Source organism: Xanthobacter sp. 126 (genome assembly GCF_000526175.1).
Lineage (GTDB): Bacteria > Pseudomonadota > Alphaproteobacteria > Rhizobiales > Xanthobacteraceae > Xanthobacter > Xanthobacter aminoxidans.
On record NZ_JAFO01000001.1, the window covers coordinates 1,874,627 to 1,898,058 of the forward strand.

Genomic DNA, 23,432 nt, shown 5'->3' on the forward strand with positions numbered 1-23,432 from the left:
GCGCGCGCTCAGCCCGCCTGGGAGGCGGCGACCGGCTCCGGCGGCGCCTCCACGGTACGGACGAACCCGGTGAGCAGCACCGCCACCTCGGCCGGCGCCTGAAGGGTCGGCACGTGCGCGCAATCGGGGATCTCGTGGAACGTGCCGTTGGGCACGAGGTCGGCGAGTTCCCGTGCCATCACCGGCGGCGTCGCCGCATCCAGCGTCCCTGCGCAGGCGAACACGGGCACGGCGAGATGCCGCGCCGCGTCCTTCAGATCCAGCGTCGCGAGAATTCCGCACGCTTCGCCGAACACCTCCGGATCGGTGGCGACGAAGGCGGCGCGCCGCTCCGCCAGCGTCTGCGGCACCCGCGCCGCCATGGCGGCGGGAAACAGGCGCAGCATGGCGGTCTGGGCGATGGCCTCCAGCCCGTCCGTACCGGCCTTCGCTGCCATGAAGCGGAACGCTCCGCGCCCCTCCTCGGTGAAGCCGGCGCCGCAGCCGGCCAGGAACAGGCCGCTCGACAGCTGCGGATGGCGCAGCGCCGTGGCGAGGGCGAGGAACGAGCCGTAGCCGTTGCCGAACAGGATCGGCGTCTCGCCCGGGCATGCCGCCGCCACCGCCGCCGCCACCGCATCCGCCTGACCCTCAAGCCCGCCCTCCACGCGCGGCGAGCCGCCGAAGCCCGGCAGATCGAGCAGCACCAGCCGGAAGTTCTCGGACAGCAGCGGCACCATGGGTTCGAGGCTGCCGCGATCGGACAAAAGCGAGTGCAGGAAGACGATGCTGGGGCCGGTGCCGGTGACGTGCGCGGAGAGGCCGGCGGCGCTTGTGTTGGCGGTGAGCATCAGTGCACTCCCAGATGTTGGGCCATGAGGGCGGGATCGTCGGCGAGGACCTGAGGCGGTCCGCGCCAGACCACCTCCCCCGAAGACAGGACGACGCAGGTGTCGGCGAGCCGCAGCGCCAGCGGCAAATTGTGTTCCACGAGGAGGATGGAGAGCCCATCCGCCTTGAGGGCGGCGATGGCGTCGGCCACCTCGGCGACGATCTGCGGGGCGAGCCCTTCCGCCGGCTCGTCCAGCAGCAGCACGCGCGGATTGGTCACGAGCGCGCGGGCGATGGCCAGCATCTGCTGCTCGCCGCCGGACATGGAGCCGGCGAGCTGCCGGCGCCTTTCCTTGAGGCGCGGGAAGAGGGTCTCCACCGAGGCGATGTCGAACACCCGCGCCGCGGTGTGGCGCGGCGGCCGGTAGGCGATGGCGAGGTGTTCCTGCACGGTGAGGGACGGGAAGATGCGCCGCCCCTGCGGCACCAGCCCCACGCCGAGCCGGCAGATGGCCTCCGGCTTGCGGTTTTCCAGCGCCGTGCCGAACAGTTCGATGCGGCCCTGCCGGGCGTCGTTGAGGCCGGCGATGGCCGAGAGGGTCGTGGACTTGCCCGCGCCGTTGCGACCGAGCAGGGCGGTCACGGCGCCCTCGGCGCAGGTGATGTCCAGCCCGCGCACGGCGCAGATCTCGCCGTGATAGACGTGGAGGTTGGACAGGGTGAGGGCTTCAGGCACCGAGATACACCTCCCGTGTGCGGGGATCGGCGGCGATGTCGGCGCGCGATCCGGTGGTCACGACCCGGCCGTGATGGAGCAAAGTGATGCGCTCGGCGAAGGCGAGGGCGACATCCATGTCGTGCTCGATGAGCACCACCGTCATCTCCTCCGGCAGATTGGCGAGCAGGTCCTGCACCATCACCCGCTCGTCGCGGGAGAGGCCGGCGAGGGGCTCGTCCAGCAGCAGCACGCGCGGAGCGAGGGCCAGCGCCATGGCGATTTCCAGCCGCCGCCGGTCGCCATAGGCGGTCTGGGACACGGGCCGGTCCGCGAGGTCGGCGAGCTTCACCCGGTCGAGGATGGCGAGCGCCTCCGCCCGCAGCGACGCATCGGCGCCGAAGGGGGACCAGGCCCGCCATTTGTCGCGCCTGAGGCCGTTGAGGGCCAGCATCACGTTCCGGCAGAGGGTCTCGTGCGGGAAGAGCGTGAGGATCTGGTAGGTGCGGGCGAGGCCGAAGCCGGTGCGCTTGCGCGGCGGCAGGCCCACCAGCTCCGATCCGAACAGCCGGATGGAGCCGCCGGTCGGCGTGAGATCGCCGCAGATCAGGTTGAACAGCGTGGTCTTGCCCGCGCCGTTGGGGCCGAGCAGCAGGTGCCGCTCGCCGGGCATGATGTCGAGACTGACGTCCGCGATGGCGGGCAGGCCGCCGAACTGCTTGGTCAGGCCGTCGATGTGGAGAGCCGGATCAGCCATCGGCGCGCTCCCTCGGCACGAGTTTGGGGGCGGGGCCGGGCCTGAGCCGCTTCAGCGACGCGGTGAGGCGGTTGAAGCCCGGCACGATGCCGTCCGGCATCAGGAGGACGATGACGACGAAGGTTAAGCCGAGCAGCATCACCCAGCGGTCGATCCAGATGGAGGCGAGGTTCTTCAAGAGCACCACCAGCGCCGCGCCGATGAGCGGGCCGGCCAGCGTGCCGGCCCCGCCCGCCACCACCATCAGCAGCACCTCGGCGGAGGCCGTCACCGCCATCATGTGGGGGCTGACGAACTGGTGGTACCAGGCATAGAGCAGGCCGGCGGCGGCGCCCCAGGCGGCGGCGAGCATCCAGGCGACGAAGCGGATGCGCCACACGTCATAGCCCACCGCGCCCATGCGGCGCGGCTGGTCCCGCGTGCCGCGCAGCGCCACGCCGAGCGGGCTGTCGAAGAAGCGGCCGAGCTGGACGAGGGCCAGCGCCAGCACCGCGAGGCACAGCCACAGGAAATATTCCGGCTTTTCCAGCGGCAGCCACGCGCCGCCGGGGCGCGGCACGCCGGAGAGGCCGTTGTCGCCGCCGGTCACCGAGGTCCAGCGATAGGCCGCGCCCCAGACGATCTGGCAGAGCGCCATGGTGATCATTACGAAGCCGAGGCCGGTGGTGCGCAGGGCGACGAGGGCGAACAGCGCGGACACCGCCAGCGTCCCGCCCAGCGCCACCAGCGCCGCGAAAACCGGATCGATCCCGCCCACGGTGGAGAGCCACGCCACCAGATAGGCGGCGAGGCCCGGAAACACCGCGAAGCCGAGGGAATTCAAACCCGCGTGGCCGACCAGCACGTTCAGCCCCAGAGCGCCGATGGCGGCGATGGTCACCTGGCTGGTCAGGTTCACGTAGAAGGGCGAGGTGGAGAACAGCGGCACCATGGCCATGGCGGCCAGCGCCACCGCGAAGGGGAGGGCGCGCGCGCTCATCCGAGCCTCCGGCCGAACAGGCCCTGCGGCGCCACGGAGAGCACCGCGATCATGGGCAGGAACAGGATCACATAGGCGAGGTCGGGCACGAGCACCTGTCCGAATGTGTAGATGAAGCCGATGGCGTAGGCGCCGACGAATGCCCCCGCGAGGCTCCCGGCGCCGCCGAGGATCACGACCAGCAAAGCCAGCGGCAGCATGTCCTGGTCGAGGCTGGGATAGACTGAGAGGATGGGGCCGCCGATGACCCCGCCGAGGCCGGCGAGGGCCGTGCCGAGGCAGAAGACGGCGGTGAAGAGCGTGGAGGCGGAGACGCCGATGGCGCGGGCCATGCCCACATCGTCCACCGCCGCGCGGATCATGGCGCCGGCGCGGGTGCGCTCCACCAGCAGCCACAGCCCCAGCGCCACCGCCGCCGAGGCGCCGATGACGAACAGCCGGTAGCGTGGGAACACCGCATCGCCGATGCGCACCGCGCCAGACAGTTCCGGCGGCGGCGGCAGGCGCATGGGGTCGCCGCCCCACGTCATCAGGCAGGCGTCGGCGATGATGAAGGCGAGCCCCAGCGTCAGCAGAACCTGCGGCAGCGTGCGCCCGGCGAGCCGCCGCAGCAGGGTGCGCTCGATGATGCCGCCCAGCAGCCCCACGGCCACCGCGGCCGAAGCCGCCGCCGCCCAGAAGCCGAACCCGGCCTTCACCGCGGCAAGGCCGAGATAGGCGCCCAGCATGAACAGGGCGCCGTGGGCGAGGTTCGCCACCCGCATCAGCCCGAAGATCAGGCTGAAGCCCGACGCCAGCATGAACAGGAGCCCGCCGAGTGCGAGGGCGTTGAGGCTTTGGCTGACCCAGAAGGTCATGATTGGTCCTCGGAAAGGTGCGAAAATGGAGACCGGTCGACGCTTATCGAGCCGTCATCCCCCGGCTTGTCCGGGGGATCCACGGTGTGGCTGGGCCCGCTGTCAAATGTCATGCACCCCGCTGGCGGCCGGGTGGATGCCCCGGACAAGCCGGGGCATGACGGGTCTCATCCGGGGTATGACGGGTCTGACGATCACTTCCCCAGGTTCTTCGCCGGCGGGTAGTCGCGGCTGTAGACCGGCTCGGCGAGGAAGGCCTTGGGGTCGTAGGTCCAGAACTGCGTCACCTTCGGATAGGTCTTGATGACGACGTTCTGCAGCCGTCCGTCCTTCTCCTCGGTCTTGCGGATGGTGACGTTCATGATGGGGTTGCCGTATGCGTCGAGGGTGACCTCGCCGTACGGTCCCTTCTCCAGCTTCACCGCGCGCAGCGCCTTCATGAGCGCCTGCTTGTCCTCCACCTTGCCGTCGATGGCCTTCACGGCCGCATCGAGGAAGGCGCACGCCTCGTAGGCGCCGGCGGTGTAGTAGCCGGGGTCGGCGCCGTACTTGGCGCGGATGCCGGCGGCGAATTCCTTGTTGCCGGGCACGTCCTGGGTCGCTGTGTACCAGCCGGAGGAGATGACGCCGACGGCTTCCTTGCCCATGGACTTGAGGATGCCCTCGTCCACCGTGGTCATCTGCGCGATCACCTTCACCGGCGCGCCGTATTCGGCGTATTGCTGGAGGAAGCGCAGGCCGTTGCCGCCGGCGAAGGCGGCGTAGACGGCATCCACGTCGGTGCGGATCTGGCTGATGTAGCTGCCGTAATCGGCGACGTTGAGCGGCGGCCAGAGCTTCTGGACCACCTGTCCGCCATTGTCCTCGAAGGCGCGCTGGAAGCCGGCGGTGGCCTCGTGGCCGAAGGCGAAGTCGTCGCCGATGGTGACGACGCGCTTCAGCTTGAGATCCTTGGCGGCATATTCGCCGAGCGCATGGTTGGCCTGGGCCGAGGTGCCCACGGCGCGCACGAACCACGGATTCTGCTTGCGCTGGGTGAGGTCTTCCGCCGCCGCCGAGGGCGAGATGACCGGCACGCCCACCTGGCGGATGTAGTCGTCGATGGCCAGCGCCTCGAAGGCGGCCAGCGGGCCGATGATGGCGTTGACGCGCTCGCGCTCCACCAGCTCCTGGGCGCGGGTCTTGGTGGTGGCGGGCTGGCCGGCGGTGTCCACCGTGATGAGCTCCACCTTGCGGCCGCCCATCATGCCGTTCCGCTCGGCAAGGCAATATTCCATGCCCTGCTCCATCTGCTTGCCGCCGGCCGCCAGCGCGCCGGAACGCACGCTCATGAAGCCGATCTTGATGGGCGGCTGCTGCGCCGCCGCGGGCAGGGCCGCGAGCGCGGACAGCGCCGTCGCGGCGAGCCACGAGGCTGTTGTGCGCTTCGTGAGTGTGGGCATTTTTTCTCTCCCTGAGATGCTCTTGACGGCGAAATTTTTTGTCGTGATATTTCAGACAGAACCGAAAACCCACGTCAAGCGACATTTTTCCGTTGTTCTGTCGTTATCTCTCCTCCAAACTTCCGCCAGTTCGTCAGGGCATGAAATATGTTGATCGATCAAAACATCGCCTCTGATAAGGCCATGGGCGGCTCCGGCCTGCTGCGGGACGCGGTCTATGCGCGGCTGAAGGACGAGATTCTCGGCTGCCATCTCCAGCCCGGCGAGGAGCTGCGCGAGCAGGAGCTGGCCGGCCGCTTCGAGGTGAGCAAGCAGCCCGTGCGCGAGGCCCTGCTGCGGCTGGAGCAGGAGCGCCTCATCACCGTGCTGCCGCGCCAGGGCTACCGGGTGAATCCGGTGTCGCTGGCCGATGCGCGCGACATCTTCCGCTTTCGCGAGGTGATGGAGCCGGCCTGCGCGGCCGACGCCGCCCGCCACGCGCCGGACGCAGCGCTGGCCGCCCTTGATTCCTTCCGCACCTTCGATGCGTCGAAGTCCGATTTCATCCGCTACAACCGCGCCTTCCATGTCGCGGTGGCCATGTGCTCCCCCCATCGTCGGATGCGGGAAGAGGTGGTGGATCTGGTCGCGCAGGCCGACCGGCTGGTGCTGGTCAGCATCGGCACCATGCAGGGGCGCGACCCCGACCGGCTGATCGCCGAGCACGTCGCCATCATCGAGGCGCTCCAGTCCCGCGACGGCCGCAAGGCCGCCCGCCTGCTGCGGGACCATATCGCCGATGCCGAGAAACGGGTGGTCGCGGCCCTGTCGCGCCACGCCGTCGTCCTTTGAGAAAAAACCGGAGAAACGTCATGAACGCCAAAGCCGAAGCCGCCGTCGCGGCGCGGGGCAATTTCATCGATGGCCGCGAGGTGGAGAGCATCGGCGGCGGCACGGTGGAGGTGAAGAACCCCGCCACCGGCGCCGTCATCGCCATCATTCCCGACAGCACCCGCGAGGACGTGGATGCGGCGGTGAAAAGCGCCCGCGCCGCCTTCAACGGCGACGCCTGGGGCGGCATGGCCATCCGCGAGCGGGTGAAGCTCATCAACCGCATCGCCGATGCCTTCGAGGCCGCGCTGCCCGAGCTGTACCAGCTCGAAACCCAGAACAACGGCCGGCCGGTGAACGAGACTCGCGCCCAGCTCGGCCGCCTGCCGGATTTCCTGCGCTATTTCGGCGGCCTTGCGCTCGCCCGCCGCGATGACGTGATCCCGGTGGAAGGCAATTATCTCAACTACACCCGCCGCACGCCCATCGGCGTGGTGGCCAATTGCACGCCCTTCAACCACCCGCTGATGATCCTGTGCAAGTCGCTGGCGGCGGTGCTCGCCTCCGGCTGCACCACGGTGGTGAAGCCCTCGGAATACACGCCCCTCACCACGCTGTGCCTGGCGAAGCTGATGAGCGACAACGGCCTGCCGCCCGGCGTGTTCAATGTGGTCAACGGCATCGGCGCCAGTTCCGGCCGCTTCCTCGCCGAGCATCACGACATCAACAAGCTGGTGCTCACCGGCGGCACCGAGGCCGGCCGCATCGCCGGCTCGGCGGCGGCGAAGGTCTTCGCCCACCAGACGCTGGAGCTGGGCGGCAAGACGCCGGTGATGGTGTTCGATGATTACGATGTGGAGCAGGCGGTGAACTATGCCGCCTTCGGTGCCTTCGTGGGCGCCGGCCAGACCTGCGTCTGCGCCGCCCGGCACATCGTGCAGAAGACCATCTATGACGAGTTCGTGGAGCGCCTCGCCGCCAAGACCAAGGCCATCCGCATCGGCGATCCCCGCGATCCCGAGACCCAGCTCGGCCCCGTGGTCTCCCAGCGCCAGCTCGACCGCGTGCTCTCCTTCGTGCAGGCGGGCCATGACGATGGCGCCCGCCTCGTGGCCGGCGGCCAGCGGCGCATCGTTCCCGGCCACGAGAACGGCTTCTTCGTGGAACCCACCGTGTTTGCCGATGTGGCGCCCCACATGCGCATCGCCCGCGAGGAGGTGTTCGGCCCCTTCACGGTGGTGATCCCCTTCGAGACGGAGGAGGAGGCCCTCGCCATCGCCAATGACAGCCCGTTCGGCCTCGCCGCCGCCATCCGCACCCGCGATGTGCACCGTGCCCACCGCGTGGCGGCGAAGGTGAAGGCCGGCATCGTCTGGATCAACGACCACCACCGCCTCGATCCCGCCTCGCCGTGGGGCGGCGTGGACGACAGCGGCATCGGCCGCGAGTTCGGCATCGAGAGCTTCAACGACCATTTCGACGTGAAGTCGGTGATGCTCTCCACCGAGGGCAAGCCGTTCGACTGGTACAAGGGCACGTCGCAGCAGCCGCGCCTTAACTGAGGCGGCTTCCCTCAAGGAGTTGTCGGCGGCCGGGTCGTGCCTTGCGCGATCCGGCCGTCGCCGTTTCAGCCCTGCGGCGGGGTGGGGCAGGTTTGCGCCTGCATCCGCTGGAGCAGCCGCTCGACAGGCGCCGGCGACACCTTGATGGGGCCGGTGAAGGGCTGGCCCATCTCCATCACCAGGAAGATGGCGGCGGAGATGCCGATCATGCCCAGCGCATGGCCCGTGAGCACCAGCGCGTTCCGTGGCGCGAACACGCCGGAATAGAGGAAGATCAGCGCGAACCAGCAGATGACCACGAAGATGAAACCGGCCGGCGTGGTGGTGCGGGCGACGCCCGTCACCTTCCAGCGATACTCCACCAATTGCCGCGAGAGAGCGAGCAGGGTGCCCCGCACGTCCTGCTGGTCGGCGGTCTCGCTCTTGAGGTTCCGCACGCCGGCATCGAACCGCAGCAGCGCGGTGAGGGCCGACACCTGCGCGGAGCTTGAGGCGTCATCCTCGCCCGTGGTCCATGTCTCCGCCACGAGCTGGCGGGCATAAGCCTGGAGGTCGCCCCGGAGCGGGCAGGCGGGCGCGCCGAAGCTCAACAGGTTGAGGTCGGTGATCTGGAGGACGGCGGCGTATTTCTGGACGTCGGAATAGGCGTCGCTGAAATTGTAGCGGGCCGAGTTCACCATCAGACCCAGCAGCAGGGACGACATGGTCGCGATGATGGCGACGCTGGTGCGCAGATTCTTGACCGAGCCGTCCTCGTAGCGGGAGACCGACAGCCGGCTGCCGATGGCCATCCCCGCCGCCATCGTCACGGCCATGGTGACGAATGCAACCCCGGCTGCAACCCATGCGTTCATGTGCGACTCTTCATCCGTTCCGGGCGGGGGGCTGGCGCGAGACTCTGACTCTCGCGCTGACTGTCCGCTGACACCGGCCTGAACATACCGATTCCGGTGGTGAAACGCAGCCGAATGCAGCTGAATCCAGCCGTGCCGGGGAAGGGTCAGGGCACGAGCGCCATCACCCGCGGCCCGTCGCAGACCGGGATGCGCGTCGTGATGGAAAAATCGTCGAGATTCAAGGCGGTTACGCGGTTGGCGAACCATTCGGCGACATAGGCCCGCCCCGCCAACGCATCCACCACCACCCCCTCCGGGGAACCGCCCAGCCGGATGCGGTTGATGATGGTTTCTTCTGCGATATCAATGACATATAACATGCCCGCCTGCTGGTCCGTCGCCAGCAGCAGCCCCCGGCCGGGCACGAACGCGACGCCATAGGGCATCTTCATGCCGGTGATGCGTTTAATGTCCCGTTTTTCCTTTGTTATCAGGGCGATATCCCCACTCCGCACATCCGCCACCGCCACCAGCTCCGGATGGGAGGCATCCAGCGCATAAGGCGCCCGTCCGACCGGGATGACGGCTGTTCGGGTGAAGTCTAATGTGTTGATAATACTTACGTTATCGCTCTCCCGATCGGCGCTGTAGAGCGTGCGCCCATCCGGATCGATGGCGAGATGAGCCGGCGACCGCCCCACCGCAAGGGTGCCGGTGACGGCGAGGCTGCGGGCGTCAATGCGCAGAATTCTATCGCCAGACCAGTCACTTACATACAGCGCCCCGCCATCCGGCGCCGCCGCGATGCCGAACGGCTGGCCGCCGATATGGGCTGTGGCCGCGACCGTCCATGTCTTCACATCGAGACGGGTGAGAAGGCCGATGTCCGGGTGGGTGATGTAAGCGGCTGTGCCGTCAGAAGAAATCGCGATCCCGGCCGGCACCTTGTCCACCTTCACCCGCGTCGACACCGCACCGGCCGCGGTGTCGATCACATCCACCTCCGCGGCCCCCTGGCACAGGGCGAGGAGCGTGCCGGCGGTCGCGGGCGCGCTCCAGCCGAGGAGCAGGACGGCGAGGGAGTAAAAGACAAGCGCCGTCAGTAACTTCACTTGCCTTCGGCCTTGGCCTTGAGCCCGTTGACGCCGGCCTCGAAGAACGCCGTCATGGCCGCGACGGCGGCCTCGTCGTTGAGTTCGTCGGGTGGGAAGTTGGAGGTATCGCCGCGATAGAAGCGGCCAGCCATCACCACCTCGCTCTTGCCGCCACCGGCATCGTTCACGGAGAGGGTGATGGTGTAGAAGCTGACCGGCAGCGCCTCCACATTCTCGGTGTTGAGCCGCCACGAGAGGCTGCGCTGGGCGGCATCCACATCATCGAGCCCATCGGTGATCTCGCCCTTTTCCAGCACCAGCACACGCTCCGCGCCGGCCACGTTACCGCCCTTGGCTCTGACCGCCTTCACCATGGGATGCCAGGCGCCGATGCCGGCGAAGTCACCGGCGATCTTCCATACGGCGTCGGGCGTCGCGGCGATGGTGGCCTTGGCCTCGGCCTTCTGCGGCGTCGGGCCGTGGGCGTGTGCGGGCGCGGCAAATGCAAGGAGGACGCCGAGGGCGGGCAGGAGGGCGCGACGGGAGAGGCGGGCAAAAATCATGAAGTGGAAATCCTTCGGTTGCGCTGGAAAGTCGGGCGCCGGTCCCACACTTGGGCGAGGTAGAGCCCGGTGAGCAGCAGCAAGGCGAGGGCGGCCGGCAGTGGCGCGGTGTCCATGGTGCCGGCGACCGGATGGGGGCGGGCCGATGCCTCGACTTCGGCGGCAAGGGGCGCGGCATCGGCCAGACGCGCGTAGGCAAGGCCCGTCGCCTCGGCGAGATCCTTGAGATGGTCGGTGCGGACGGCACTGAGATGTTCCTGCCCGGTCGCCTCGTCGGCGCCCCACGGAGCGTTGCGCGGGTGCCAGCCTTCCCGCTGCTCCGAGCCGGAGGGCGGCAGGCCGTGGCGGTTCTCCTGCGGCACGTCGGTCATGGCGTAGAAGCCGATCTCTCGCCCGTCCCGGTCGAACTTGGGAATGGGTGCCGGCTCGATGCCGCCGACGCCGACGACCAAGCCGTGCACCTTGCCCGGCTCTCCGGAAAAGGCAGGCGCGCCCGAGGCTGGCAGCGGCGGCGCCTCCTGTCCGTCGGTGACGAAAATGAGGTCGGCGTCGAGCGGTCCGGCGAGGTCGATGGCGGAATAGAGGCCGGAATAGATGTAGCTGTCCCCCTCCCACGCCATCCGCCAGTTGATCGCACCGATGGCCCCATCCAGCGGCGCGAAGTCGGCGCAGACCTCGACCGGCTCGAACAGCAGATAGGTGCGCCGCTCGGTGAAGATACCGAGCCCCATGCGCGAACCGCACGGCAGCCGGGCGGCGAGGCCGCTGAGAGCCCGCTTCACGGTGTCGAGCCGCGAGGCCGGGCGGCCCTCGAAGCTATAGTCGCGCACATTCATGGAGCCGGTAATGTCCACCACTGCCAGCAGCCGGTAGGCGTCGGTCGGCCGTTGGAGCCGCGGCGCGACGATGGCCGCCAGCGCCAGAAGGAATGCCCCGGCGAGGACGAGCGTGCGGACATCCGGTCGCCCCATCACGGCAATCCCTTGGGCAGGCCGGGAAGGTCGGTCCAGAGGCGCTTCGGCGTCTCCTGCGCCTCGTCCTGCTGGTCCTGCTCGATCTGCGGGAAGTCGCGCACGAGGCGCATGGCGATGTCCAGATTGTACTTGGCGTCCCAGAAGTCCGGCGCACGCACAAGCGCCGCGCGATAGCCCGCCTTGGCGAGGCGCACCTGCGGCACGGCGGGGTCGATCTCCGTGCGCTCCAGAAACGAGATGGCGGTGGCGAGACGGGCATTGGCGAGATCGTAGAGTGTAGCCACCGCAAGCGGGCTGCGGTCTGCGGCGAGCCGATCCACGAGCGGCTGCGCCTCGTCCAGCCGGTCGCGGATCATGAGGAAGTGCGCGCGGGCCATGAGCAGCCGATCCGGCGCATCAAGTTCGACCGGCAGGTCTCGGCCGGCCGAGAGTCCCGCGATGGTGAAGTTGGCTTTGGCATGGAGGGCCATGCGGGTGCCCGCTATGGCCAACGCCGCCAGCGCCACTGTCATCACCGCGAGGGAGGCCAGTGCGGCAATGCGGCGGAGGCTGAGGATGTGCAGCTTCATGCTGCCCTCCGCGTGTCGATGCCGGGCAGGTCGGTGGCGGTACGCCGCCGGGCGCCGAGGCCGCGTTCGGCCAGGCGGGCGGCGAGGAGCAATGCGCACGTGGCGGCGGCAAGCCCATAGCAGAGCCGCGTGAGGTCGCGGCGCGGGATGCGCTCCAGATAGGGGATGGGTTGGCTCTCCTGCCGGTCAATCTCGGCGATGGCGTCGGCGACGGCCTGCGGGCTACCGGCCTCGAAGGCGCGATAGGGCACGCCGAGGCTGGCGAGGAAGAGATTGAGGTGGCGCTCCGGCATGGCCTGCGGCGTGTCCTCGCCGGGCACGCGCGGCTTGTCGAAGATGCCGGGCGAGCCAACGGTGCGCAGGAACAGCCAATAGAGCCGCGCCGGCGAGCGCTTCAGGGAATCGCGCAGCGCGGCCTGCACCCGTGGATCAATGACGGCGGCACCGTCCGACACCAGCAGAACGGCGCGCGAGCCGCCGGAAGCGGCTGATGCGTCGAAGCTGTCGAGAGCCAGGGCGAGGCCCCGCCCCACGTCGGTCAAGGCGAGGCCCGGCCGGTCGATGGCGGCCACGGCTGCGGCGACGGCCTCGTGATGGTCGGTCAGTGGCAGCACCGGAATGGGTGACGTGGAGAAGGCGGCGATGCCGATGCGATCCCGCGGGCGGCGACCCAGAAACTCCGTGAGCAGGCGCTTGGCGGCGGCGGATTTCGATTCCTCCCCGGCGCCCGGCGCGCGATCGGCAAAGGTGTTGTCCATGCTGGCCGAGCGGTCGATGAGCAACATCAGGTTGGCGCCGGAGCCGATGCGCTCGACCTCCCGCGCCTTCAGGTTCAGCCCGGCGAGGCCGAGAACGAGGGCGCCGATGGCGAAGGTGCCGGCGAGGCGTATTCCGAGGGAAACAGCGATCGAAAGTCCGTCGCGCGGCACCATCGCCACCGACGGCAGCGCGGCGCCGCGCAGGGGCAATGCGCCGAGCGGGAGCAAGGCGAGCGCGAGCAGGAACAGGAGCGCGGGATGATCCACATCGAGGCCGAGCATCAGGCCGCCTCCTTTCGCGTTCCCGGCCCCGTACCGCTCCGCCGCTCGACGGCGGAGAGCCTGCGGGCGAAATCGATCAGCGCTTCGGGCGGCAGCAAGGCCATGGCCGTCTCAGGCGCATCGCCGAAGAAGGCGATGCGGGAGGCCGTGAAGAAGCGGTCGATCGCCTCAGCCTCGCCCGCGAGCGCGGGTCGTAGCGCGAGGAAGCCCGGTACATCCTCGGCGAACAGCCGTTGTCCCGCGGCCTCGTCGAAGGCGCGGTGGAGGAGCTGGAGGGCGTCCTCATAGCCGAGCTGTGCGTCGAGGTCGGGAAGCCGCCGCATGTGGCGCAGGGCGGTCGCAAATGGCCGGCTTCGGCCGGCGAACGGGCCCCATCCCGAGGCTGCCGCGAAGACGAGGAGGCTTGCCGCGGCCACGGCCGCCGCAGCAGCGGCGAGTTGCGCATCCCCGGCGAGAGGATAGGGGCGGGGGCGGATATCCGGTTGCAGTGCCATGGGGTTGCCCCGCTGGCTGGCGACCAGTTCGCGCAAGGGTGAAGAGACGAAGGTCCAGGCCGGAATGGTCAGCGTCTGTCGCGCGTCGCCCTTGCGGGCGGCGAGGGGCACGGCGGGAATGTCGAGCGCGCGCGGCTCCAGAGGGGAATAGAAAGTCTGGTAGGTGAGGGTGAGGCGATAGCGCGGGGCGCCATCCGACGTGGTTTCCGGCTTTACGTCGAGGCGCTTCAGGTCGAGCCAGTAGGTGACGGGGCGGGGACGGGGCAGGGCGCTTTCGTCGAGCCGCCAGCCGGCATCGAGGGTCACGACCGCTTCCAGCGAGATGATGTCGCCGATGAGATAGCCGAAGGCGCGCGGTGCGTAGAGGTCCACCCCCGCCGCGTGGGCGGGCGCACCTGCCAGAAGCGCGCCGAAGAGCGCCAGGGCCGCCCTGCGACAGTGCCTAGCGGCTGGCAAGGAACGCGACCAGCGCATCGGCATCGAACCGGTTCACGAGGTGGAATGGCGCGTATCCGCGCGTGACGAAGCGGGCCTCCAGGGCGGCGATCCTTGCCCGCGCCGTCGCCTGCCACCTAGCCCTCAGCCCCGGACGCATGAACACCAGCCGCCGCCCGCCAGTCTCCGCATCGGCAACTTCCATCAGGCCCCAGGCCGGCACGTCGCCCTCGGTGCGGCTGTCGCGCACCAGCACCGGCACCACATCGTGCCGCCACAGGGCATCGAGGGTCAGGTCGAGATCGGCCTCGGGCATGAGGAAGTCGGAGACGAGGAAAACGAGGCAGCGGCGCCGCGGCAGGCGCTCGGCTACGGTGGCGAGGCCCCTCGTGCTCGTCCCGGATGGCGTCGCGTCCGAGATGGCGGCCGCCACCTGCGCGCCGAGCCCCCGGCGTCGCGTGGCGGGAATGAAGGCACCCTCCCGCAGGTCGCCACCGGCGCCGATGAGGGTGAATTCATCCCCCGTCGCGGCGGCTGAAGCTGCGAGTGTCGCGGCGAGGCGCGCGACCTCAGCGCCCGTGCCGTCGAAACCCATGGAGCCGGACAGATCGGTGAGCACCGCGACGGTCGTGGCGCGTCGTGGGGCGAAGGTGCGGACATGCACGCCTTCGAACGGGTCGCGCAGCGAGGCACGCAGGTCGATGCGGCGCGGGTCCGGCCGCGCCACCAGCGGCACGAGGGTGCGGAAGGTGCCGTCACCGCCATCGCCCTGGCCCGGATGCGCGCCGGGCCGCACCCCGCGCGGGCGCCACTTGAGGCGATAAGGCACGACGTTGCCGCCGTATTCCCCTTCGGGTTCTCCGGTCGTGATGCGGCTCATGGCGCGGGCACCGTGGCGAAGGCGGCGCGGCAGAGATCGGCGGAAATCTCCTCGCGCCGCATTTCATAGACCGGATCGAAGAAGATGCGGTGGGCCATCACCTCGGGAAAGACGGCGCGCAGATCCTCCGGAACGATGATGGCCCTCCCCTCCAGCCACGCACGGACGCGCGCGGCGCGGATGAGGTAGGACATGCCGCGCGGGCTGGCGCCGCCCTGAACTAGGCGATCCATCCGCACGCCGGGAAGGGCGATGCCGGCCTTGTCGGGGGTGCGGATCGCATCCCACAGCGCGATTGTGTAGGCGACGATGGCGTCGCTGGCGGGGATCGCGTTCTGGATCTCGCGGGAGACCTGATCGAGGCTCCGGTAGTCGATGATCGCCTCCGGCACCTCCGCGATCAGGAGGTCGGTGTCGTGGAAGCGCGGGTCGAACACCAGCGCGCGGCGGGCGGCGAAATCTTCCGGCGCTTTCACCTGCACTTCCATGAAGAAGCGATCACGGGCGGCGGCGGGCAGCTCGAAGGTCTCCTCCCGCTCCACGCGGTTGCGGTCGGCGAACACCTGAAGGAACGGGAAGACGTATTCGCGCCCGAACGCGGAGACGGTGCGCTCGGCCATCAGCCTGAGCAGCATGGCGTGGACCTGCGGCCGCGCGCGGTTGATCTCATTGAAGAAGAAGACGGAGAGCTCCGGCCCCCGGCGCAGGAGCGGGCCGGGATCGACCCGTGGGCGTCCGTCCTCGCCGACGCGGGCGTCATAGACGAGGTCGGCCGGCATGAGGTCGATGGTGCCTTCCACCCGCTCATAGGCGCCGCCGATGGCGCGGGCGAGTGCGCGCAGCAGCGTCGTCTTGCCGACGCCGACGTCGCCCTCCAGCAGCACATGGCCGCGGGCGAACACCGCGATGGTCAGGAGACGGATGACCCGCTCCTGGCCGAGCACGATGCGCCCGACCGCCCGTTCGAAATCGAGCGCGCGGTCGCGCCACTGGGCGAGCGCGCCGTCCGGATCGGCGATGGCGTGCATCAGATGTCCCCTTGGCCTTGCGGCAAGAAAGGCGCAGCCGACGGGAGCGGGGGATGTTGGTCCCGCGCGGAGGTCCCGAGCGGCCGCGCCAGTTGCCCACCATCCATCGGAGGATTGCCCGGCTTCGCGGAAAGGCTCAGCCTTGCTGGTGGGGGTCGGGAAAGGCCAAGTCAGTTGGACGGAATCTTGCTCACGTCGTAGACGAACTGGCCGGTCTTCTGAAAATACTCAACGCGCTTCTTGTTGCGCGCTTCCATCTGGGTGATGGATTCGCCCTGCTTCGCCAGCTCCGCCGGGTTGTGCTTGGGGTCGTATTTGCTGCCGGCGACCTTGTCGGGATAGCCGGGCTTCGGCTCCCAGCAATTGCCGGGCGCCTTGCAATTGGTGCCGTCATAGGCAGCGGCACCGCTGGCAGCGAGGGCCGAGACCGCGAACGCGGCAGCGGCGGCGAGCATGGGCATGCGAACCTTATGCTTCATCTGTTGTCCTCCCTTCTCACTTGCTCCCGGCCGCGCTCGCGGCCGTCGCCTTGCACACCGGTGCCTTGTCGAGATCCGGCGTTTGATCTTCCTTTTCGTTGAAGCGCTTGAAGGCCGCGCGCTGGGCCGGGGTCAGCCACACCGCGTCGTTGGGATCGTCCTTGTAGAAGTGGCGCACCCAGGCCATCACCAGCAGCATCTCGTCGAGATTGAGCGCGCCGTACATGGGCCCCATCTGCCCCTGCGCGCCGCCGAAGATGGTCTCGAACAGGCCCTGATCGGTCATGTTCTTCGGGTAGGTCCAGTAGCTGTCGTTGAGGCCAGGGCCGATCTTGCCCTCGCCGTAATGACCGTGGCAGCCGGAGCACATGGAGAGGAACAGGTCCTTGCCCTTGGGCAGGCAGGTGGGATTCTCCACGTAGACGTTCACGCCGGTGGCGAGGAACTTCTTCACCGCTTCGGTATCGCGGCCCTCCGCAGGAGCGTCCGACAGGTCCAGTGGCTGGCCGGTCACCGTATTGGTGAAGTTGAGCGTCGCCTGCGCGGCAAGGGCGAAGCCGGACACGAACGCGACGGCGAGGAGGGCCTTGACGCCCCGCGACAGAAAACGGCTGTGCATTGGACCTTCCAGAAAAGTTCCGATGGAAATGACGACTTTGGGCCGGATCAGGAATTGGGCTTGAGCAGGGGGATGCCCTCGTCCGCCAGGATCTCGTCGATCTGCGGCCGCGCCTTCACCAGCGCCGCGTCGATCTCTGCGAGAAGCGCGGTGTCGCCAAGGCGAACGGCGACCGACTGGTCGTAGTGGAGGGGCATCTCAGTGCCGTCGAACTTGGTGACGGAGTTGCCGGCAAGGCTCATGCGCAGCGGCACCTGTGAGGACTTCACATAGCGCGCCACTTCCGGCGCGAAGGCGAAGGCGATGTCGGCCTCGCCGTTGGCGACCTCGGAGACGACGCGCTCGCCGGGCACCTGCACATACTGGTTTCGCGGCGAGCGGAAGTTCACCAGGCTGTAGAGGTACGCGGCATTGTCCTCATACTTGCCGAGGCGCTTCAGCACGGTCTCGCCCGGCGAGTAGAAGCGGACGACGAAGCGGTTGAGCGCCTTGACCTGCGGGTCGTTCCAGTCGGTGGCGGTGATGTTGCGGTCGGCCTTCGTCACCAGCACGTAGGACGTGCGGTAATAGGGCTTGGAGCTGAGCACCCGCGCGTCGCCGGTGTCGACGCCCATCACCACGTCGCAGAGCTTCGCGTCGAGCTGGTCGCGCACCTGGTAGATGGCGGGCTTGGAAGTCCATACGAAGACGGCCTTGCGGCCCATGGCCTGCGCCAGCACCCCGGCGATGCGGTTCTCGAAGCCCTTGCCGTCCTTCTGCGAGAACGGGGCTTCCACCTCGGAGGCGCAGACGCGCAGGATCGAGGGATCGGGAGGAGTCGCGGCCTGGGCCGGCGCGGTCGAGCCGCCGGCGGCTGTCTGCGGCGACATCTTGCCGGATTCCGCCGTCTGGGCGAGCGCTGGCGCGGCGAAGAGGGCCAGTGTCCCGGCGACAAGGGCTCCGGCGACGAAATGGCTGGTGGCGGACGTCGCGGCGTGGCGCGCGGTGGTGCTCGCGGAACAGGTCATCGGTTCGGCCTCCGTCTGGCTTGCGTCCGGTCGCGCCGTCGTTCGGCAGGCGATCAGGGTGGCGATGGATGCGCTTGTGGCGAAAGAAGAAACCGGCCGCCGCCGAGGTGACGGCGGCCGGCAAGGGGCGGTTGTCGGAGGTCAGCCGCCGGAAGCGTATTCACCCACCTTCGGGTCGTCGTAGGGGCCCTTGCCGTCGAGCGAGAACACCATCACGCCGCCACCCATCTGGGTGTAATTCTGCAACTGCTTGAACGCGCCCACGGAGCCGAGGCCGGCGGTGGGATCGTTAAGGTCGAACACCAAGCCCACACCCGGCCAGCCGCCGACGCCGTAATAGATGGCGACGTACTGCACGCCCTTGTGGGTGTAGGTCATGGGATGGCCGATGACGCCCGACGGCAGCTTGAACTTCCACAGAAGTTCGCCGGTGTCGCTGTCACGGGCCTTGATGAAGCCGTCCAGTGTTCCGTAGAACATCACGCCGCCGGCGGTGGCGAGCGTGCCGCCCCAGGCCGCGAAGCGCTCCATCACCTCCCACTTGTACTTGTTGTTGATGGCGTCGTAGGCCTTCACTTGGCCGAGACCTTCATAGGTCTGCTTGTTGCCCTTCGGGCCGGGATACATCCACAGCGTGGCGCCGACGAAGAACTGACCCGCGCGGTAGGGAAGCATGAAGGGCTCCCAGTCCATGCAGATGTGGTTGATGCCCATGAAGAAGGACTGCCGCTCCGGGTCGTAGCTGTCGTGACCCTGGTTGTGGTAGCCCATCGCCGAGGGGCAGATGTCGCGGCCCTTGTGGTCCATGCGCGTCGCGTATTCCGGATCGCGCTGGGGCAGGCCGGTCTTCAGGTCCACCTGCTTCACCCAGTTCACCGTGTCGTCGATCTTGTCGGCGGACACGAGCGAGCCGTCGGTGCGGTCGAGGGTGTAGACGATGCCGTTGCGGTCCGGATGCGTCAGGAGCTTGCGCATCTTGCCGGCCTTGTCCTTCTGCTCGGAGAGCATCATGACGTTGACGCCGGCATAGTCCCACTCGTCGTGGGGGGTCTTCTGGTAGCCGAAGTGCGCTTCACCGGTGTCGATGTCGCGGCCCCAGATGGTCATGGTCCACTTGTTGTCGCCGGGACGCATGGTCTCGTTCCACGGCGCGGGGTTGCCGGAGCCGTAGTAGATCATGTTCGTGCCGGGATCGAAGGCGTACCAGCCCCAGTTGGTCCCGCCGCCGATCTTCCAGGCGTCGCCTTCCCAGGTGCCGGTGCCGAGGCCCTTCTGGCCGTACTGGGGATTGGCCTTGTTGAAGTCGTCGGCGAGCTTCACCTGCTCGTCCGGGCCGGTGGCATAGGCCCGCCACTTCTGCGCGCCGGTCTTCACGTCATAGGCGGTGACGTAGCCGCGCACGCCGAGCTCGGCGCCCGAGGAGCCCACCAGCACCGTGTCCTTCACCACATAGGGGGCGATGGTGAGGGTGGAACCGACCTTGATGTCGGAATTCTCCAGCTTCCAGAACTCCGCGCCGGTCTCGGCATTGAGCGCCACGATGTGGCCGTCGAGCTGGGTCTTGAGGATGAGCGCCGGGGTCTTGCCGTCGCCTGGCCAGTAGGCGAGGCCGCGGTTCACCACGTCGCAGCAGGCGACCGCGCGGGCGGTGGGGTTCTGCTTCGGCTTGTGCTGCCACAGGATGTGGCCGGGATCATCCAGGCCCACCGCGAACGTCGTGTTCGGGTAAGGCGAGTGGATGTACATCACATTGTTGACGACGAGCGGGGTGCCCTCGTGGCCGGACAGCACGCCGGTCGAGAAAGACCAGGCCGGGCGAAGCTGTTTCACGTTCGCCTTGTTGATCTGTTTCTGCGGGCTGTAGTTGTTGGCGTCGTAGTTCTTGCCGGTCATCGGCCAGTTGTCGTCGCTCTTGGCGAGTTCGACGAGCTTGTCGTTGGCGAGCGCCTGCGAACTAACGGCCGCGGAACCCGCCGCCAGGGCGAGGGTCACGGCACAGAGGGAGACGGAAGAAAACAATCTCGTCATTTGGCGTTTTCCTTGGGTGGTTCCTCACTCGGTTGGACTTGTCCCTCCCGCACCCGTGCATGCCCCACGCGGCCAGATGGCAGCAGGAGCAGCACGGGAGCCGAAGCTTCCCCCCCGCTTGCGCAGATGGTCCGCACCTCCGCCCCATGGCCGGGACGCAGGAGATCGCACCTCGCGGGAAGCAGAGCTGGTGATGGCCAGGGTGGCGGTCGTCCTCCGATTGCGACCTGAGACCCGTTCTTCTTTTTCTTATTGAATTCTTATGTTTCGTTATCTTGTGTGGCACCAGTTGAAGCGGTATCCGCACCTTTGTCTGCCGATCATTCGGCAATTCATTGTGGGAACACTTGGCAAAGACGGTTGCCGGACTTCCATAAGTGTCTGATAAGTATGTTGTTTGCCGACCGATGCCGCAGCGTTCCAAGCCCCGTCCGGGTTCGTTTATTTGTGCTGTTGTCGGAGGTGTTGTGCTTTATATCATTCGTGTTTTCGCCAAGATGGAATCTGAATGCCTCTTGTTCTGAGAAAATATTCAGAGATCGACGCGGCCTACGCAGATGGCCGGGCGATAAAGATGTCAGCGGAGACGGCAGATTACGTGGGAGAGACTGCTTTGCCGATGCGCCTTGGCCGTGCTTCCCATCGGCTGTCCATCGCCCGGCTCTTCGCAGTGTGCCTTCTGGCAACGGCGGGCACGCTGGTGCTGGCGTCGTGTGGCGAGGAGGAGGAGCGTCGGCCGGTTGCCTCCAGTGCGGCTTCGGCGCCGGAGGCCGCGCCACCGCCCGGGGCCGGCAGCGCCGCCAAAGGAGTCGTCCCGCGAGGCGGTGCGGCGCGCGAGTGGCTGGATGTCGGCGATAATACTCCGCCCGAGGTCTTTCTCGCCACGCGGTCCGCGCCGGCCGGAGCGCCCGCGTCGGCCGAGGCCGTGGCGGAGATTGCGACGCTCTTGAGCGAGGCCGACACCGTGTTCGACGAGAACCGCCGCATGCTCGCCAACCGGACGCTCCAGCTGGAGCGGATGCTGGGCGAAATTTCCGTGGTCGAAAGCCCGCAGGCGCTGCTCGGGGGCTTCATCACCGTCGGTCGCGCGGTCCGGCGGATCGGCTATAGTGATTTGTGCCAGCACTATTTCAATCTGCGGGCCGCCGGGGCGAGCCGCGAGGACGCCCTCGCCGCGCTTGCCGCGCCGGCGGCCGAATGGAGGAACCCATGAGCGTCCACCCCGCCACGCGCGCCTCGTTGCCGCGGGGCATCGCGGGCGCGAAAGACGAGGCGGGACAGGCGAGCACAGCGGAGGCGTCGGTGCGCCGCGTGTCGCTGCGCACCCGCGTGCTCGGCGCCGTTCTCGCCATCAATTTGGTCGCCGCTGTGGTTGCGGGCGCCGTGGTGGTGGTGAATGCGCGCGTCGCGGCCGGGCGCGAGATGGTGGCCTCCATCGAGATGGCCGAGAACATGGTCCGCGAGGTGGCCGAGCGTGTGGCCACGGAACAGGGAACGACCCTCGCCGCGGCCTTTCCGTCCCACCTGCGCCACCTGCGCCATGTGCGCATCTCCCTCGAGGGGCCGGACGGGCACCCGGCCGTATTGCCCGCCGACGGTGCGCCGGCAAACAGCGAGGCGGCACCCTCCTGGTTCGCCCGGCTCATCGGCGTGTCACAGGTCACGCGCCGGATCGATGTGGTGGCCGACGGGCGTCTCATCGGCCGGGTGCGGATCGAGGGCGTTCCCGATGACGAGGTGGCGGAGGTCTGGGACGACGTATTCGATTTCGCCAGCGTCGCCCTCGCGGTGAACTTCGCCATCCTTTCTGCCCTGTTCGTCGCCTTGGGACAGGTGCGACGGGATCTCTCGCGCTTCCGCGGCGCTCTGGACGAGCTGGAGCACAACGAGTTCGCCTGCCGCGTCGAGCCGCCCCGCACCCGCGAGCTCGCCGAGGTGGCGGAGCGCTTCAACGCCTTCGCCGAAACCCTCGGCGCGGCGCGGGAGGAGAATGCCCACCTCTATGCCCGCCTGGTGAGCCTGCAGGAGGACGAGCGGCGCCAGATCGCCGGTGATCTGCATGACGAGCTGGGGCCGCTCATGTTCGGCCTGAAGGCCAGCGCCGATTCGCTCGCCCGCCTCGCGGCCACCGCTCCTGCGGAGAATGCCGAGCGCATGGTGGCGCGGGCGAAGAGCCTGATCGAAATCGTCGAGCGGATGCAGGTCGCCAACCGCCGCCTGCTCACCCGCATCCGCCCCGCCGCGCTCGACCACGTGCCGCTGAAGGACGTGCTTTCCAGCCTCGTCGCCGATTTCCGCCAGCACGATCCCGAGCGGCGATTCGCACTAGAGACCGGGGTGCTCGCCGATCACTACGAGCCGTCTTTCGACGCGACCGTCTATCGCTGCGCGCAGGAGGGTGTGACCAACGCGCTCAAGCACGGCAATGCCCGATCCGTGCGCATCATCGTCGGCGAGGAGGGGCGACGCGGCGCAGGGGGGATGCTGCGCCTTGTCGTCGCGGACGACGGGAAGGGGCCACCGGCCATTCCATCGATGGGCCACGGCCTCTCGGGCATGAAGGAGCGGGTGCGCGCGCTGGGCGGCATCTGTCGACTGGAGCGGGGTAGCGAAAGAGGGGCGCGCCTTTTTGTGGAGCTTCCCATCTCGTTGGGGCATTCTGCCTCTGCCTCTGCGTCTTCGGCCTCCGCCGAGGGCAGGCGCGTGCGTTCAGGGCCAGGGCATTCGGTATGACCAGCGTTCTCCTCATCGACGACCACCCCATCGTGCTGCAGGGCTGCCGGCACTTGCTGGAGGACGCGGGCATCAGCGACCTGATGGAGGCGCAGACGGCGCTGGCCGGCTACCGCCTGTTCCGGCGCAAGCGGCCGGACGTGGTGATCGTGGATCTCGCGCTCAACGGCAGCGGCCTCGCCGGCCTTGCTCTGGTGCGGCGGCTCAGGGCGCAGGCGGCGCGCATGCCCATCCTGGTCTTCTCCATGCACGCCGACCCGGTGATCGCCAGCCGCGCGCTGGAGGCCGGCGCGACCGGCTATCTCCTGAAGGACACCTCGCCCGACGACCTCCTCGAAGCTTTCGAAAAGGTGCGGCGGGGCCAGCCCTACATCAGCCACGACCTGGCGCTGGAAGTGGCCCTGCTCGGCACACGCGGGCGCAGCGGCGTGATGGCCGATCTCACCCCGCGCGAGCTGCAGGCACTGGCGCTGCTTGCCGAGGGCAAGGCCTATGGCCAGATCGCCGACGAACTGGGCGTCAGCTACAAGACGGTGGCCAATACCTGCTCCCAGCTCAAGGCCAAGCTCGGGGCAACGAATCTGGCCGAGCTGATTCACCGCGCCATCCAGTACGTGGCCGGCGCCCCGACCGGACGGGCGAAGAACTAGGCTTGCCTTCCCGGCGAGTCTGAGCTTCACAACTTCGGACGCCGTCTGCGGACATTGCGGTAGCCGCTCTC

24 protein-coding genes are annotated in these 23,432 nt (G+C 68.3%); 5 read left to right on the forward strand and 19 right to left on the reverse strand.

Annotated elements, in window-relative coordinates; genetic code table 11:
- Window positions 1-8: 8 nt before the first annotated feature.
- The 6 genes from XAN126_RS0108935 to XAN126_RS0108960 all read right to left on the reverse strand — a co-directional run bounded on the left by XAN126_RS0108935 (window position 9) and on the right by XAN126_RS0108960 (window position 5,560).
- Window positions 9-830 carry an alpha/beta fold hydrolase gene (locus XAN126_RS0108935; RefSeq protein ID WP_024278248.1) on the reverse strand — a complete coding sequence of 274 codons (822 nt, stop codon included), beginning with the start codon at window positions 828-830 and terminating at the stop codon, window positions 9-11.
- Window positions 830-1,546 carry an ABC transporter ATP-binding protein gene (locus XAN126_RS0108940; protein WP_029876933.1) on the reverse strand — a complete coding sequence of 239 codons (717 nt, stop codon included), beginning with the start codon at window positions 1,544-1,546 and terminating at the stop codon, window positions 830-832. The genes XAN126_RS0108935 and XAN126_RS0108940 overlap by 1 nt, the downstream gene beginning before the upstream one ends.
- The gene (locus tag XAN126_RS0108945) at window positions 1,539-2,282 is read right to left on the reverse strand and encodes an ABC transporter ATP-binding protein (protein WP_024278250.1); all 744 of its coding nucleotides are present in this window, start codon (window positions 2,280-2,282) and stop codon (window positions 1,539-1,541) included. Before XAN126_RS0108945 ends, XAN126_RS0108940 begins: the two co-directional genes overlap by 8 nt.
- Complete coding sequence (locus XAN126_RS0108950) at window positions 2,275-3,261, reverse strand: branched-chain amino acid ABC transporter permease (RefSeq protein WP_024278251.1); 987 nt, start codon at window positions 3,259-3,261, stop codon at window positions 2,275-2,277. The genes XAN126_RS0108945 and XAN126_RS0108950 overlap by 8 nt, the downstream gene beginning before the upstream one ends.
- Window positions 3,258-4,118, reverse strand: a complete 861-nt coding sequence (locus XAN126_RS0108955; RefSeq protein WP_024278252.1) for a branched-chain amino acid ABC transporter permease — start codon at window positions 4,116-4,118, stop codon at window positions 3,258-3,260. Before XAN126_RS0108955 ends, XAN126_RS0108950 begins: the two co-directional genes overlap by 4 nt.
- Window positions 4,119-4,312: 194 nt before the next feature.
- Entirely contained in the window at window positions 4,313-5,560 is a 1,248-nt protein-coding gene (locus XAN126_RS0108960) for an ABC transporter substrate-binding protein (protein WP_024278253.1), read from the reverse strand.
- Between the two features lie 147 nt (window positions 5,561-5,707).
- Here XAN126_RS0108960 and XAN126_RS0108965 point away from each other — a divergent pair, with 147 nt between their 5' ends.
- Window positions 5,708-6,391, forward strand: coding sequence for a GntR family transcriptional regulator (locus XAN126_RS0108965; RefSeq protein ID WP_245272234.1), 684 nt, complete (start codon window positions 5,708-5,710; stop codon window positions 6,389-6,391).
- Between the two features lie 20 nt (window positions 6,392-6,411).
- Window positions 6,412-7,932: an aldehyde dehydrogenase gene (locus XAN126_RS0108970; protein ID WP_024278255.1), complete on the forward strand. Its 1,521-nt coding sequence runs from the start codon at window positions 6,412-6,414 to the stop codon at window positions 7,930-7,932.
- A gap of 65 nt (window positions 7,933-7,997) precedes the next feature.
- Here the strand turns inward: XAN126_RS0108970 and XAN126_RS0108975 are convergent, their stop codons facing one another.
- From XAN126_RS0108975 to XAN126_RS0109035, 13 genes are all read right to left on the reverse strand, one after another.
- The gene (locus XAN126_RS0108975; protein WP_024278256.1) at window positions 7,998-8,786 is read right to left on the reverse strand and encodes a DUF4239 domain-containing protein; all 789 of its coding nucleotides are present in this window, start codon (window positions 8,784-8,786) and stop codon (window positions 7,998-8,000) included.
- Window positions 8,787-8,932: 146 nt separating this feature from the next.
- Window positions 8,933-9,769 (reverse strand): YncE family protein, encoded by an 837-nt coding sequence (locus XAN126_RS0108980; RefSeq protein ID WP_197024018.1) that lies wholly within the window; start codon window positions 9,767-9,769, stop codon window positions 8,933-8,935.
- A 107-nt stretch (window positions 9,770-9,876) separates the two neighbouring features.
- Window positions 9,877-10,425 (reverse strand): SRPBCC family protein, encoded by a 549-nt coding sequence (locus XAN126_RS0108985; RefSeq protein WP_024278258.1) that lies wholly within the window; start codon window positions 10,423-10,425, stop codon window positions 9,877-9,879.
- Complete coding sequence (locus XAN126_RS0108990; RefSeq protein ID WP_155982262.1) at window positions 10,422-11,396, reverse strand: vWA domain-containing protein; 975 nt, start codon at window positions 11,394-11,396, stop codon at window positions 10,422-10,424. Before XAN126_RS0108990 ends, XAN126_RS0108985 begins: the two co-directional genes overlap by 4 nt.
- Entirely contained in the window at window positions 11,396-11,968 is a 573-nt protein-coding gene (locus tag XAN126_RS0108995; RefSeq protein WP_024278260.1) for a hypothetical protein, read from the reverse strand. Before XAN126_RS0108995 ends, XAN126_RS0108990 begins: the two co-directional genes overlap by 1 nt.
- The gene (locus XAN126_RS0109000; RefSeq protein WP_024278261.1) at window positions 11,965-13,008 is read right to left on the reverse strand and encodes a vWA domain-containing protein; all 1,044 of its coding nucleotides are present in this window, start codon (window positions 13,006-13,008) and stop codon (window positions 11,965-11,967) included. Before XAN126_RS0109000 ends, XAN126_RS0108995 begins: the two co-directional genes overlap by 4 nt.
- On the reverse strand, window positions 13,008-13,874 hold the full coding sequence (locus XAN126_RS0109005) for a nonribosomal peptide synthetase MxaA (RefSeq protein ID WP_155982263.1): 867 nt from the start codon (window positions 13,872-13,874) through the stop codon (window positions 13,008-13,010). Before XAN126_RS0109005 ends, XAN126_RS0109000 begins: the two co-directional genes overlap by 1 nt.
- 70 nt (window positions 13,875-13,944) lie before the next feature.
- Window positions 13,945-14,817, reverse strand: coding sequence for a DUF58 domain-containing protein (locus XAN126_RS0109010; protein ID WP_038225106.1), 873 nt, complete (start codon window positions 14,815-14,817; stop codon window positions 13,945-13,947).
- A complete protein-coding gene (locus XAN126_RS0109015; RefSeq protein ID WP_024278264.1) occupies window positions 14,814-15,845 on the reverse strand; it encodes a MoxR family ATPase in 1,032 nt (343 codons plus the stop codon). The genes XAN126_RS0109010 and XAN126_RS0109015 overlap by 4 nt, the downstream gene beginning before the upstream one ends.
- Before the next feature lie 170 nt (window positions 15,846-16,015).
- A complete protein-coding gene (locus XAN126_RS0109020; RefSeq protein ID WP_024278265.1) occupies window positions 16,016-16,306 on the reverse strand; it encodes a methanol dehydrogenase [cytochrome c] subunit in 291 nt (96 codons plus the stop codon).
- Between the two features lie 34 nt (window positions 16,307-16,340).
- Window positions 16,341-16,943: a cytochrome c(L), periplasmic gene (moxG, locus tag XAN126_RS0109025; protein ID WP_029554823.1), complete on the reverse strand. Its 603-nt coding sequence runs from the start codon at window positions 16,941-16,943 to the stop codon at window positions 16,341-16,343.
- A 47-nt stretch (window positions 16,944-16,990) separates the two neighbouring features.
- Entirely contained in the window at window positions 16,991-17,950 is a 960-nt protein-coding gene (gene moxJ / locus XAN126_RS0109030; protein WP_024278267.1) for a methanol oxidation system protein MoxJ, read from the reverse strand.
- 141 nt (window positions 17,951-18,091) lie between these two features.
- Window positions 18,092-19,978, reverse strand: coding sequence for a methanol/ethanol family PQQ-dependent dehydrogenase (locus XAN126_RS0109035; protein WP_024278268.1), 1,887 nt, complete (start codon window positions 19,976-19,978; stop codon window positions 18,092-18,094).
- A gap of 508 nt (window positions 19,979-20,486) precedes the next feature.
- Here XAN126_RS0109035 and XAN126_RS0109040 point away from each other — a divergent pair.
- The 3 genes from XAN126_RS0109040 to XAN126_RS0109050 are packed head-to-tail and all read left to right on the forward strand — an operon-like array spanning window position 20,487 to window position 23,361.
- Complete coding sequence (locus tag XAN126_RS0109040; RefSeq protein WP_197024020.1) at window positions 20,487-21,191, forward strand: hypothetical protein; 705 nt, start codon at window positions 20,487-20,489, stop codon at window positions 21,189-21,191.
- Entirely contained in the window at window positions 21,188-22,711 is a 1,524-nt protein-coding gene (locus tag XAN126_RS0109045) for an ATP-binding protein (RefSeq protein ID WP_024278270.1), read from the forward strand. Before XAN126_RS0109040 ends, XAN126_RS0109045 begins: the two co-directional genes overlap by 4 nt.
- A complete protein-coding gene (locus XAN126_RS0109050; protein ID WP_024278271.1) occupies window positions 22,708-23,361 on the forward strand; it encodes a response regulator transcription factor in 654 nt (217 codons plus the stop codon). The genes XAN126_RS0109045 and XAN126_RS0109050 overlap by 4 nt, the downstream gene beginning before the upstream one ends.
- Window positions 23,362-23,432: the final 71 nt, after the last annotated feature.